General features: G+C 47.3%; 12 protein-coding genes. 1 reads left to right on the top strand and 11 read right to left on the bottom strand.

Going from position 1 to position 12082, the window contains the following annotated elements; genetic code table 11:
- Nucleotides 1–31: 31 nt before the first annotated feature.
- From B2U56_RS05185 to queD, 11 genes are all read right to left on the bottom strand, one after another.
- Nucleotides 32–820, bottom strand: a complete 789-nt coding sequence (locus B2U56_RS05185) for a TIGR00282 family metallophosphoesterase (protein WP_286952655.1) — start codon at nucleotides 818–820, stop codon at nucleotides 32–34.
- Nucleotides 821–832: 12 nt separating this feature from the next.
- Nucleotides 833–2374: a ribonuclease Y gene (gene rny, locus B2U56_RS05180; RefSeq protein WP_213700734.1), complete on the bottom strand. Its 1542-nt coding sequence runs from the start codon at nucleotides 2372–2374 to the stop codon at nucleotides 833–835.
- A 90-nt stretch (nucleotides 2375–2464) separates the two neighbouring features.
- Entirely contained in the window at nucleotides 2465–2899 is a 435-nt protein-coding gene (locus B2U56_RS05175; RefSeq protein ID WP_286952654.1) for a regulatory protein RecX, read from the bottom strand.
- Nucleotides 2896–4983 carry an ATP-dependent DNA helicase RecG gene (gene recG, locus B2U56_RS05170; RefSeq protein WP_286952653.1) on the bottom strand — a complete coding sequence of 696 codons (2088 nt, stop codon included), beginning with the start codon at nucleotides 4981–4983 and terminating at the stop codon, nucleotides 2896–2898. The genes B2U56_RS05175 and recG overlap by 4 nt, the downstream gene beginning before the upstream one ends.
- Nucleotides 4984–4988: 5 nt before the next feature.
- Complete coding sequence (locus tag B2U56_RS05165; protein WP_013048788.1) at nucleotides 4989–5456, bottom strand: DivIVA domain-containing protein; 468 nt, start codon at nucleotides 5454–5456, stop codon at nucleotides 4989–4991.
- The gene (gene sepF / locus B2U56_RS05160; protein ID WP_013048789.1) at nucleotides 5449–5850 is read right to left on the bottom strand and encodes a cell division protein SepF; all 402 of its coding nucleotides are present in this window, start codon (nucleotides 5848–5850) and stop codon (nucleotides 5449–5451) included. The genes B2U56_RS05165 and sepF overlap by 8 nt, the downstream gene beginning before the upstream one ends.
- A gap of 25 nt (nucleotides 5851–5875) precedes the next feature.
- Nucleotides 5876–6580, bottom strand: coding sequence for a YggS family pyridoxal phosphate-dependent enzyme (locus B2U56_RS05155; protein WP_286952652.1), 705 nt, complete (start codon nucleotides 6578–6580; stop codon nucleotides 5876–5878).
- Nucleotides 6574–7503 (bottom strand): HlyD family efflux transporter periplasmic adaptor subunit, encoded by a 930-nt coding sequence (locus tag B2U56_RS05150; RefSeq protein WP_286952651.1) that lies wholly within the window; start codon nucleotides 7501–7503, stop codon nucleotides 6574–6576. Before B2U56_RS05150 ends, B2U56_RS05155 begins: the two co-directional genes overlap by 7 nt.
- Nucleotides 7504–7506: 3 nt before the next feature.
- Nucleotides 7507–8481, bottom strand: coding sequence for a 2-hydroxyacid dehydrogenase (locus tag B2U56_RS05145; RefSeq protein WP_286952650.1), 975 nt, complete (start codon nucleotides 8479–8481; stop codon nucleotides 7507–7509).
- Nucleotides 8478–9263, bottom strand: a complete 786-nt coding sequence (gene folE2 / locus B2U56_RS05140) for a GTP cyclohydrolase FolE2 (protein ID WP_013048793.1) — start codon at nucleotides 9261–9263, stop codon at nucleotides 8478–8480. Before folE2 ends, B2U56_RS05145 begins: the two co-directional genes overlap by 4 nt.
- Complete coding sequence (gene queD / locus B2U56_RS05135) at nucleotides 9256–9624, bottom strand: 6-carboxytetrahydropterin synthase QueD (protein ID WP_013048794.1); 369 nt, start codon at nucleotides 9622–9624, stop codon at nucleotides 9256–9258. The genes folE2 and queD overlap by 8 nt, the downstream gene beginning before the upstream one ends.
- A 322-nt stretch (nucleotides 9625–9946) precedes the next feature.
- On the opposite strand from queD, the gene B2U56_RS05130 reads away from it, so the two are divergent.
- Nucleotides 9947–12058, top strand: a complete 2112-nt coding sequence (locus B2U56_RS05130) for a glutamine synthetase III (protein WP_286953102.1) — start codon at nucleotides 9947–9949, stop codon at nucleotides 12056–12058.
- Nucleotides 12059–12082: the final 24 nt, after the last annotated feature.

The following is a 12082-nucleotide window of genomic DNA, read 5'->3' as shown; positions in this document are numbered from 1 at the left end:
GGAGAGTTCCCCTTTTTATATTTTACTTCCATCAGGCCCCTGTTTCACAAAGGAACCTGGCTATTCTCTGTATTGACGCTGCCTTTTTCGTTTCATTATCCACATCGACAATCACAGCATTGAGTCGAAGGTCATCACTTGCCACCTGGAAACGAGATGGAAGACTCGTAAGGAACCGTGGTAGAACACTTTCAAGGGTCATACCTATGGCACTTTGAAAGGATCCCGTCATCCCCACGTCAGAAATATAGGCCGTTCCCCCTGGAAGAATCTCTTCATCAGCTGTCTGGACATGGGTGTGAGTTCCCAGAAAAGCCGAAACCCTGCCATCCAGATAAAATCCCAACACTCGCTTTTCAGAAGTGGCTTCTGCATGAAAATCCACAAGCACCGGTACGTCTGCAAAAGTTTCTAGAATTTCGTCAGCCTTGCGAAAGGGACAATCTATATCGGGCATAAAGACCCGTCCCTGCAAGTTAATGAGTCCTAACTTCATTCCATTCTTAGAAAGAACGGTCCATCCCAACCCCGGACATCCCGGAGGATAGTTCGCCGGTCTTATTACTCTTGGCTCTCCATCAAGAACTGGAAAGAAATCGGACCGATCCCATATGTGGTTGCCAGAGGTAATGCCATCCACTCCAGCATCAAATAGTTCATTCATGATCTTATCGGTCAGTCCTTTGCCAGCAGCTGCATTTTCTCCGTTTACGATCACGAAATCAATTTTGGAAAACTCTTTTCTTAGAAGAGGCAGCAGGGTCGAAAAGATCTTTCGTCCCGGCCGCCCTACAATATCACCAACGAAAAGTATCCTCATAGCATAAAGGGCCTATTTCGCGTACTCTGTTGCCCGAACCTCCCTGGTCACTGTAACTTTAATCTGACCGGGATACTTCATTTCCTCTTCTATCTTTCGAGCAATGTCATAGGCCGTCTTGTAAACCACCCCTTCATCCGTTACATTCGGTGAAACAATGACCCGCACTTCTCGTCCAGCCTGAATGGCAAAAGCCTTGCTTACCCCTTTAAAGGACTTTGCCACTTCCTCGAGTTTTTCAAGTCTGCGTATATACGCATCAAGACTCTCTCGTCTGGCCCCAGGGCGAGATGCGCTCACCGCATCAGCTGCAGCAACTATAACATCATATACAGAAATCTGCTCTACATCCTCATGATGGGCAGCTATGGCATTGATGATTTCTGGCGTTTCTCCGTAACGCTTTGCCAGATCAGATCCAATGAGAGCATGAGGGCCTTCGATCTGATGGTCCACAGCTTTTCCTATGTCATGGAGCAACCCAGCACGCCGGGCCATTTCTTCGTCAAGCCCCAGTTCTCCTGCTATAATCCCCGATAAGTGAGAAACCTCAAGACTGTGCTGAAGGGCATTTTGCCCATAACTGTAACGGAATCGAAGCTGGCCAATAAGACATACCAACTCATCGTGCATGTTTTTAATGCCAGTTTCAAGAAGAGCCATTTCTCCTGCTTCAAGAATCTGCTCTTCGACGTCGCTGGTCGCTTTTTCAACAAGTTCCTCTATTCGGGCTGGATGAATGCGCCCATCAGCCACAAGCCTTTCAAGTGAAAGACGGGCTACTTCTCTTCGCACTGGATCGAAACTGCTTAACGTAACAGCTTCAGGCGTATCGTCCACTATGAGGTCCACTCCTGTCAGAGTTTCAAAAGAACGGATGTTTCGACCTTCCCGTCCGATAATACGACCTTTCATTTCATCTGAAGGTAAAGGAACTACACTTACCGCTACTTCTGATGTCTGCTCAACTGCGCACCGCTGTATTGCTGTTACGAGCACTTCCTTAGCTTTCTTATCCGCATCACGCCGTGTCTTTTCTTCCAGGTCTTTGATCAACATCCCCAAGTCATGCTGGATATTCTCTTCTGTCTCTTTTAATAGAACCTGACGTGCGTCTTCTCTGGACATTTCGGCAATTTCTTCAAGGCGTTTGACTTGCTCAAGACGAATAAGCTCTATTTCTGCCGACTGCCTTTCCACTTCTTCCTTTTGGAGGCGAAGCTCTTCTTCCTTATGGCTCATACGGTCAATTTTCTTATCGAGGTTCTCTTCTTTTTGTTCGAGTCGCCGTTCTGCTCTCTGCAGCTCCGATCGGCGCTCTTTGTTCTCCCTTTCCAGTTCCTGGCGAAGTTTATAAGATTCTTCCCTGGCCTCTGTCAATTTCTCCCGTTTACGCTGTTCCCCTTCTTGAACCGCCTCTTTAAGAATTGTTTCTGCCCTTAGTTTGGCGTTTTCAAGATGTTTTGCTCCGATAGTTTTTGAAAGCATAAACCCTGCTGCAACTCCAGCAGCAAGGCCTGCAGCTATTCCTATAATAGCAGTCATAATTTGCATAATTGGCCAATCACTCCTCATTTTATTATCAAGGTGCTGTCATATTTAATGGAGACTGCACACGTAGTGCTGAGGGTTCTATTTTACAGGTCAAAAGAAGGGCTCACAAGTCCTTTCTAAAGCAATTCTGCAAGAACTGGGAGAAAAACCCCGACGAACCAACCGCCCCCATATTCTACGAGGGTCAATATCATGGTCTTTCCACTCTCCTGCTAAGATGCAGGCTCGCTGAACTTCGTCAGACTCTGCCTCCTCAAGCACTTTCTCAATCACGCAGCGAGCCACCTTTCGCCTGCGCAACTCATCCCGCAACTTCCGGTCACCCCAGCCTTTATGGGATGCCACAAAAAGAATACTATAAGCTTCATCATCAAGAAAGCCTAATTCTTTGTACTGCTCAACTAATTTATCCGCTTCTTCTTCAGCTGCACCCTTTTTTATGAGTTTATCGTGTATTTGCCAACATGTATAGGCTCCGCGGGTTAACAATCGCTGAAGATAGTTTTCAAGATCCTGGTCACTCATGCTATTCCCGCCAATTCAAGGTTTTTTCCCACCGTTCTCAAGACATAATCTAGAAGTTCCTGTTCTTCAGAAAGACGAGGGTCACATTCCACAAGATTGAAAGCATCTTTTCTAGCCATGTCGAGCAGAGAACGATCCTTTAAGAGATCTGCCACTCTGAAATCTGTAATTCCATGCTGCCTGACGCCACACACCTCACCCGGTCCCCGAAGTCTCAAATCAGCTTCCGCTATCTTAAAACCGTCGGTGGTGGCACACATGACTTTGAGTCTTTCTACACCTTCCCTGGTGGTTGGATTGCTCAATAGGACGCAATAGCTCTGGTCCCCGCCCCTCCCCACCCTCCCGCGAAGCTGGTGAAGCTGAGAGAGACCGAAACGATCAGCATCTTCTATAACCATCACAGTGGCCTGGGGGACATCAACTCCTACTTCAATAACCGTGGTAGAAACAATTAAATCAAGATGCCCCCTCGCAAAACCCCTTATTATGGTCTCTTTTTCACTCGATGGAAGCTGACCATGCAAAAGGGCCACGTTCAGATCTGGGAAAATTTTCTTGAGATATTCGTACCTCTCAGTTACCGAAGCCACTGAAAGGGTTTCACTTTCATCTATGAGAGGACAAACCCAGTATATTTTTTCCCTGGCTGAGCACCTCTCTCGTATAAAGGGCCACAATCGTCCCTCATCCTTTTTCTTAAGCCATCTCGTCTGTATGGGCGTTCTGCCTGGCGGCATTTCATCAATAACCGAAACAGAAAGATCCCCATAGACTGAAAGGGTGAGGGTCCGTGGAATAGGCGTAGCTGTCATAACCAATATATGAGGAGCTTGCCCATCATTGGCCCCCTTGGCGCGAAGGGCGTTTTTTTGCAGCACGCCAAATCGATGCTGTTCATCTATAACAGCAAACCCTAAATTTGAAAAGGTGACGGGGTCAGAAAACAGGGCATGAGTTCCCACCACTATGTGGGCCTCCCCTGTGCTGATCTTTTGCAATGTCAATTCCCTCGCCCTGTTTTTCAAAGAACCTATGAGCAACACCACTGAAACCCCCAAGGGCTCCAGAAAAGAATGCAACCTGTAGTAATGCTGTTGAGCCAATATTTCTGTAGGAGCCATAAAAGCCCCCTGGTACCCTCCCTCCACAGTTTGAAGGAGGGCCAGAACAGCTACTGCTGTTTTGCCAGACCCTACATCCCCCTGAAGAAGGCGATGCATGGGGATATTAAGGGCCATATCCTGACTTATTTCTAGAGAAACTTTCTTCTGAGCTTCCGTGAGAGGGTAGGGAAAGATTTCTTTCAGGAAACGCTCTTTCAGTCTTCCGCTCTCTGGCAGCATTGGAGCTTTTTCAGCCAGACGGGACCGCTCCCCTCGTCGGAGAGCCATTCCTGTCTGAAGCACAAAGAGCTCCTGATAGGCCAGACGATCTCTCGCCTTTTTCCAGCTTTCACGCCCCTGGGGGTAATGCATTTCTAGAATTGCATCATAGAGGGGAGGGAAAGCATGTTTCAAACGTAAAAAGTCAGGTAACGGATCAAAAATAAATGGGCTATTATCAAGACAAAAGCGAATGAGCTTGCGAAACCACCGCTGATGCAATCCAGCAGTAAGTGGGTAAATTGGCACCACTTGACCAATAGATTCAGGGCTTTCCCCTTCTTCTATGATTTCAAATTCAGGATTAGTGATCTGAAGATGTCCGTATTTCCAATCTATCGGACCATACAAAGCGACCTCTTTGCCTGGTGTGAGCAAGCGTTCCAGTCCTTTTCTATTGAACCAGACTGCGCGAAGAAAATCCTGACCATCTGTCATAAGTCCCTGAATAATGACAAATCCTTTCCTGGATGTTTGGCGCTTTTCTACCGCTACGACGCGGACAAGAAGTGAAACTGTGGTTTCCGGCTTTAATTTGGCCAAAGGAGTTAAACCTCTTCTGTCTTCGTAACGGCGTGGGAAAAATAGAATCAAATCTTCAGCTGTCTGAATGCCAAGGCGGTTCAATTGCTTTTCTCTTACCGCCCCTACACCTTTAATATAGCGCACAGACTGCTGATGCAATTTTTTCTCCGTCACTCCCTTTAACTCTCCTCCGGTTTGTCTTCAATGGAGTTAAGTATGGAAGAGAATTTCGATAAAAGAGCCACCATATCTCCTTTGAATACCCGCTTCAGGTCTGCAAAACTAGCAGCTTCCCGCCGATGAAGATCCCGCTCGTTCATAGCCTCGAACACTATGCGCTCACTTTTAGCCCGAGCTTCAGAAATAATCGCGTCGGCCTCCTGTTTCGCCGCTTCCGTTTTGGCTTCAGCACTTTTCTGAGCCATAAGAAGAGTTTCCTGCAATGTGTCTTTCAGATTGTTATACTCTTTTAATTGCCCTTCATAGAGCAAAGCTTCCCGCTCCAGGTCTGTTATCTGCTGAGCCATCAGACGAAGAGTTTCTGCTATTTGATCGAGAAATTCATCAACCTGATCGGGGTCATACCCGCGAATAGATCTTGAAAAAGTCTTACTTTCAATATCAAGGGCCGTTATAAGATCAGGCACGATGTTCCTCCTTCCATTCCTCTGTTATCCCCTTACGCGGAGAAGCTATAAAAACTCCAGGCGACACTCGCACCACATCTCCACGCATTGCAAATGCAACTCCACATAAAAAATCAAGTACGCTTTGCCCAACATCCCGTTCCATGTTTCGCAAATCCACAATGACCATAAGTCCTCTATGAAGAGCTTCTCCAAGTTCTTCCCTCCGGTCAAGGCAGAGTTCACCCCGGCAAATCACTATTTGTGCCTGGGTGGGAGGAGTTTTTAATACCCTTTTCTGCCGTTCCTCCAGATCTTCTTCGGTACGAACCGGTACTTCCAGAGCTGCCTCGTTCCCCACATCATCATAGTCGTATTCGGCAAGCCCCAGCATAGCCATCAGGCGCTCAAACATTGAACCACCTCCTGTATTAGAGCGGTCAATATGATCGGGGACCAAAAATAGCCGTCCCGATCCGAACCATGGTACTACCCTCCTCAATGGCCCACTGAAAATCTCCACTCATACCCATGGAAAGCTCCGGCAAGGACACTCCCGTGGAAGAGCTCAGATCATCTCGCAGGTTCCTGAGCAGCGCAAAAGCCTCCCTTACTCTGTTTTCATCATCTGTAAGGGGACCGACGGTCATAAAACCAGCTACATATAGAGAGGGACACTTTTCTATTACAAAATCAAGAAGTGCTTGTACATCCTTTGGCGCAACACCATGTTTAGATGTTTCTCCAGACGTATTTACCTCTAGCAGCACCTGGACGGTGCGGTTCATTTCTACACATATGCGTTCCAGTCTCTCTGCAAGGGATTCGGACTCCAATGACTGTATCGTATGAAATATTTCAAGGGCCTTCCGCGCCTTGTTCCGCTGAAGATGGCCCACAAGGTGCCATTGAGCCTGAACCTCCTCAGGCCACGAACATATTTTTGTCTGGGCCTCCTGAACCCGGTTCTCTCCAATGTACATAATGCCAGCATCCCGAATGGCCGTTACCATTTCTTCCACCGCATGGTTTTTTGTTATGGCAATAAGTTTTATCTCATGAGCCTGGCGCCCACTTTTGGCAGCACCTTCCTCGATACTGTTGCGAATAAGTTCTACATTTTTACGTATGTCTATAGTTACCATAGCTCTACTCTGCCCTCCCTGGCATGATCTGCTTTAAGAATAACGATATTCCCTGGCTGAAGTCCACTTGTAATGAAAAAAAGATGATCTGTCAGGGGAATGCCTTTGACCTCTTTAAATCTGGCGTAATTTCCCTCCACAATAAAGACGCCTAATTTGCCCTCTCGCGAAATGACAGCAGATTGGGGAATGGACACGCCAACATGCTCTTCTGTAGAAATAAGATACGATACAGAACGTTTTTTAACAATATTAACAGGAAAAAAGGGAAGGGAAAGATATAATTTTACCCTATGTCCCATTTTTCTCACAACCCGTACTTCCGCTTGGTACAGAGGGTCTTTAGGGCCGCGACGTAAAGATATCGATCCCCGCTTTAACTGTTTATCAAGGGCTGGAGTCAAATCCGCATACCCTACCGCTCTTAACTCCTGAGGCATGGGGATAAGCTTTCCAATAAAGCCACCCCTCTCTGCTGTATGTCCCATTGAAAAGAGCGAAAGCTCAGGGGTTTGGGGAATCCTGTCTTCTCCCGCCCAAAGGGACTGATAACTTAATCTCCCCTCAAAGCCATCGAGACCGGGAACAAAGTAGCCTGTCTGGGGCGCACGAAGCTGTTGACGTGATTCTTCACCCACAGTTGCTATGACATCTCCCTGACTCACTCTTCCACCACTTTCAGGAACAGTATAGGCCACATTTCCCCCAACTGGGGTGGTTACAATGATTTCTTCCCATAAAAGCATTCCTGAAAAAGGCATTTCTTCCTCATAAGAATGAGGAACAGCCTGAGTGATACGAGGGTGGGTCACCTCATAATTACGCCACCAAAGCCCATAAACCCATATGGCTGCCGTTATAAAACATAAAACCATAACTCCATAGGCAACGGCTTTTCTTTTTTCCCCAAAATTAAAATTCATCGATTACAGCGTCTTCCTTCTGTTAATATCTTGGACATTGAGACAAGAACATGGTTCACGTCCATCTGACAGCCTTTTGATGTTTTCTACTATAAAGTCAATGGCACCCTGAAAGGAAGCATCTGTTACCCCGCCAACGTGAGGAGTAGTTGTTATGAGAGGATGGTGAAGGATGGGGTCGGCAATATCGGGCGGCTCGTTCCAGAATACATCAAGCCCCGCCCCGGCAATCCATTTATTTTGGATAGCCTTGTCAAAAGCTTCCCGTTCCACAATATCTCCACGAGCTACATTAATAAAAAAGGCATCTCTATCCATAGCCTGAAAAAAAGACTCGCCAATAGTATGCCTCGTTTCGGGCGTCAATGCCAGGGTAACAATGACAAACCGGCATCCAGTCACTGCCTTTTCTATTTCTGTCAAAAGGTGGAAGGTGTCTACGCCCCATTGGAAGAACTCGTCCCTATAGGTGCGATTGACTCCTGCCACAGTCATCCCAAGGCCCTTCAAACGCTCTACCAGACAGTGTCCCAGATTGCCAAGACCGATGACACAGGCTTTTTTGCCCCACAGAACTGTCCCTGGAGGTGTAAAGACCTTGCCCTCCAAGAGTTTTTCTCGGGATCGATGATATCGCCTTCCTAGAAGCATCATATGGAGAATGGCCATTTCTGCAACTCCTTCCCCATTACCAGTGCCCCTGGATGGTATGTTGCAGGCATATATGCCCAAATCCGTACAGTCCTGAATGTTAAGGCCTTCCACACCCGCACCCCACTGCTGAACCATTTTAAGGTTTGTTCCATGTTGGAGAAGACTTTTTGTAATATTCATAGGACGGATGACAAGCACATCCGCCCATGGAAGTTTCTGCTCGAGTTCTCCGTCGCCTGCCACATCCAGAGAATGTTCCTTAAAAGCAGGAAAAAGACTATCCCTCAATCGCAGAAAGGCCTTGTCCCCAAAGAGTATATTCATATGGACCCCCCATGAGCCACATGTCTTTCAAGCTCTGCAAAAGCATCGTGATTATGAATGCTTTCAGAGCTGACCACTCTCACTTTGTACCAGGATATGCGGGGTTCAGCTTCAAGTGCCAAGGCCGTGTCACGGAGCACGTCTTCTACGAATTTAGCGTTGTTATAGGCCTCCTCTGTTACATATTTTTCATCTTCTCTTTTCAGCAAAGTGTGAAGAGGAGCAGAACCGCAGCGTTCTGCAATTTCAACAAGCTCTTCGATCCAGACAAAATTTTTCATGCGGGCTGATATGTCTATTCTGCCCCGCTGATTATGGGCACCCGCCTCAGAGATTTCTTTTGAGCAGGGACACAGTGTCTGTACAGGAACTGAAACGGTGGTCACAAGATCAAAGGTATCCGATTTCTGAGACCAGAATGTCACATCATAACGGGAATAACTTGGAAGATTGGTTACCGGGGCGTAACGGCGCATAAAATAGGGAAATTGAAAAGTGATCTCAGCCCGGTCTGCGTGAAGGACCTTCCGAAGATGCTCCGTAATATGCTCCATTTGTGAAAGTGTCACTTTCCCCTGGAATTCCTCAAGAACTTCAATAAAACGGCTCATATGTGTGCCCCGATAGTGATGGGGCAAGGAAACAGCCATGGAGATCTCCGCCACTGTTCGCTGCTCATTCTGCTGTCTATCGAGCACTATAATGGGGTAAGAGAGGTTTCTCACCCCCACAAGGTCAATGGGAATTTTTCTTGAGTCTCGCTCGTTCTGCACGTCACGCATTGATGTCTTCCTTTCTAACGACTACTCCACTGGTCGCTGTTTCCCAAATTTCTACTGCCTCCAAATGGCAGTTAGGTCGTCGCAGAAAACCCTCTATTTCTTTCCAGACCCATACCGCAATATTTTCCGCCGAAGGCTGGGGGATAATATCATTGATATACGCGTGGTCAAGACGTGAAATGACCCGCTCTTTAACGAGGGAAGAAACTTCACAGAAATCAATGACCATGCCTTCATGGTCCGGTATGCCTTCAATGATCACTACCATGCGATAGGTATGGCCATGAAGTTTTTCGCACTTCCCCTTGTAATGGATTAGGTTATGGGCAGCATCGAATACAAATTCTTTTTTAAGAAGCATTGTGTCTAAGCTCCTTTCTTTCTAATATATTGTCTATTAGATTTTACACCAAAAAACCCCCTCTCCCTCGCTGAGAAAATATACCTTCATGGTTTTCAGGACAAGCATGAAATCATAGGATCTTCCTTAAGCATGAATTTTCTCAAATAACATGATTAATCATAGCTCCTTATACTCCAAAAACCTCTTTATCCATCTTTTATACGCACCAATCTATTTTTTAAACATTAAATATGAAAACTATTGACTCCGTTTATTTTTGGTGCTATAAATCAGCATCATTTTTTTGTAATATCCACTCTATAAGTGAGAAGGGATTATGATGCCATACGATAAGCCGCGGGATATTTTCGGGATGTATGTTTTTGACAGAAGAGCCATGAGAGAGCGCCTCCCAAGGGATATATACGATACTCTCATCGCATCTATCGAGGTTGGGCAGAAACTAGATGCCAGTATTGCAGATATGGTGGCAGCCGCTATGAAAGAATGGGCGTTATCAAAAGGAGCCACCCACTATACCCACTGGTTCCACCCCCGCACAGATCTCACCGCTGAAAAACACATGGCTTTCCTTTCAGCAGATGAAAATGGGCTGCCCATGGAGTCTTTTAAGGGAAAGGAATTAGTACAAAGTGAACCGGATGCCTCGTCTTTCCCTTCCGGCGGCATTCGCTCCACCTTTGAAGCGCGAGGATACAGCGCCTGGGATCCCACAAGTCCAGCATTTGTTGTCACTAGCCGTAAAGGGGGAACACTGTGCATCCCCTCTGTCTTTATATCCTACGATGGCACCCCCCTTGACCTCAAGACTCCTCTGATGAAATCTCTCGATGCAGTAGAAAGCAGGGCCCTTCGTCTTCTCAAGCTTTTTGGGAACCGCGGATTACGGTGGGCCAAGGTTACTGTAGGAGCTGAACAGGAATACTTTCTTGTGGATGGAGAAAGAGCACGCAAGCGCCCAGATCTTCAATTCTGCGGCCGCACGATCATCGGCTGCCAACCCCCTAAAGGGCAACAGATGGAAGATCACTATTTTGGAGCCATCCCCCCCAGGGTCCTCGCCTATATGGAAGATGTAGAGCGCGATCTCTATCGTCTTGGGGTCGTTATCACCACTCGCCACAACGAGGCGGCTCCCTGCCAATTCGAATTTGCCCCTCAATTCTCTGAAGCGAACCTCGCCTGCGATCAGAACCAACTTGTTATGGAAACCATGCGAAAGATGGCCCGCCGCCACGATCTTATGCTCCTGCTTCATGAAAAACCTTTCGCTGGTCTGAATGGGAGCGGAAAGCATATTAATTTCTCAATACAGGACAGCGATGGGAAGAACGTTTTGAAACCGTCTACCAACCATCGGAAGAACATTCAGTTTTTGACCTTTCTTTCCGCTCTTCTTCTTGGGCTTTCCCGCTACAGCCCTTTGCTTCGGGCATCCATAGCCTCGCCGGGAAACATGTACCGTCTTGGCGGACACGAGGCTCCGCCGCCTATTATGAGCGTATATCTTGGAAACACCCTTGCCACGATTATGGAACGAATCGAACAGGGTCTTCCTGAGTCTTTTCCAGGGAAAAGCCTTATAGACCTGGGACTCAATCGTTTGCCAGAGATTCGGGCTGACAATACGGACAGGAACAGAACGGCGCCTATAGCCTTTACCGGCAACAAATTTGAGTTCAGGGCCCCTGGAGCATCTCAATCCATCGCCGGCCCTCTCACCATGATCTTAAGCATCTGGGCGTGGGGGCTGGACCAGATGTGCTCTATGATCGAAACGCGCCTTGGCGGGGGGGATGTGGTGGATGCAGCCCTTGAAGCCATTCGATATGCCGCTCAAGAAAGCAGGAATATCCGTTTTGAAGGAAATGCCTATAGCCAGGAGTGGCATGACGAAGCGCGAAGGAGAGGCCTTTCCATTGCCAACACTACGCCTGAAGCCCTGACCCTCTATCTTGTGCCAGAACATCGTCAGCTTTTGTCTGATCTTCATGTTATGACAGACAGGGAAACGTCAGCCTATTATGAAATAAGACTTGAACAATATATAAAGACTGTGGAGATCGAGATGGGAATTTTGCACTCCATGGTATGGGAAGGAATTCTGCCAGCCCTTACAAAACAGATAGTTTTAGAAGGCCAGTCCCTTTCAGCCATTGAGGGCAAGATCAATATTGATACTCAGCCCTGGATGGGGTTTACCGAACGTCTCTGCACATTGAAAAGCGGACTTCTCACCTCTATTGAACACCTTGACAACCTGCGCAAAACCATTCAGGACAAGCCCATAGAGAAACAGGCCCAGGTACTCACCGAAGAGGGCCTGCCCCTGTACGAAGCCATCAGGGGCATGTGCGATGCTGCCGAGTCTATAACTGCAGCCAGTGTCTGGCCCTATCCTACCTATAGGGATCTGCTTTACATTTCATAAACCAGGCAACGTAAAAAAGGGGAC

This window comes from Aminobacterium sp. UBA4987 (genome assembly GCF_002396985.1).
Lineage (GTDB): Bacteria > Synergistota > Synergistia > Synergistales > Aminobacteriaceae > Aminobacterium > Aminobacterium colombiense.
This window is presented reverse-complemented; position numbering and strand designations above follow the sequence as displayed.

Coding starts and splice junctions, on each gene's coding strand:
- B2U56_RS05155 (WP_286952652.1), bottom strand. CDS start 6,580: ATGGTAACTATAGACATACGTAAAAATGTAGAACTTATTCGCAACAGT.
- B2U56_RS05185 (WP_286952655.1), bottom strand. CDS start 820: ATGAGGATACTTTTCGTTGGTGATATTGTAGGGCGGCCGGGACGAAAG.
- folE2 (WP_013048793.1), bottom strand. CDS start 9,263: ATGCGTGACGTGCAGAACGAGCGAGACTCAAGAAAAATTCCCATTGAC.
- queD (WP_013048794.1), bottom strand. CDS start 9,624: ATGCTTCTTAAAAAAGAATTTGTATTCGATGCTGCCCATAACCTAATC.
- rny (WP_213700734.1), bottom strand. CDS start 2,374: ATGCAAATTATGACTGCTATTATAGGAATAGCTGCAGGCCTTGCTGCT.
- B2U56_RS05130 (WP_286953102.1), top strand. CDS start 9,947: ATGCCATACGATAAGCCGCGGGATATTTTCGGGATGTATGTTTTTGAC.
- B2U56_RS05145 (WP_286952650.1), bottom strand. CDS start 8,481: ATGAATATACTCTTTGGGGACAAGGCCTTTCTGCGATTGAGGGATAGT.
- sepF (WP_013048789.1), bottom strand. CDS start 5,850: ATGTTTGAGCGCCTGATGGCTATGCTGGGGCTTGCCGAATACGACTAT.
- B2U56_RS05150 (WP_286952651.1), bottom strand. CDS start 7,503: ATGAATTTTAATTTTGGGGAAAAAAGAAAAGCCGTTGCCTATGGAGTT.
- B2U56_RS05175 (WP_286952654.1), bottom strand. CDS start 2,899: ATGAGTGACCAGGATCTTGAAAACTATCTTCAGCGATTGTTAACCCGC.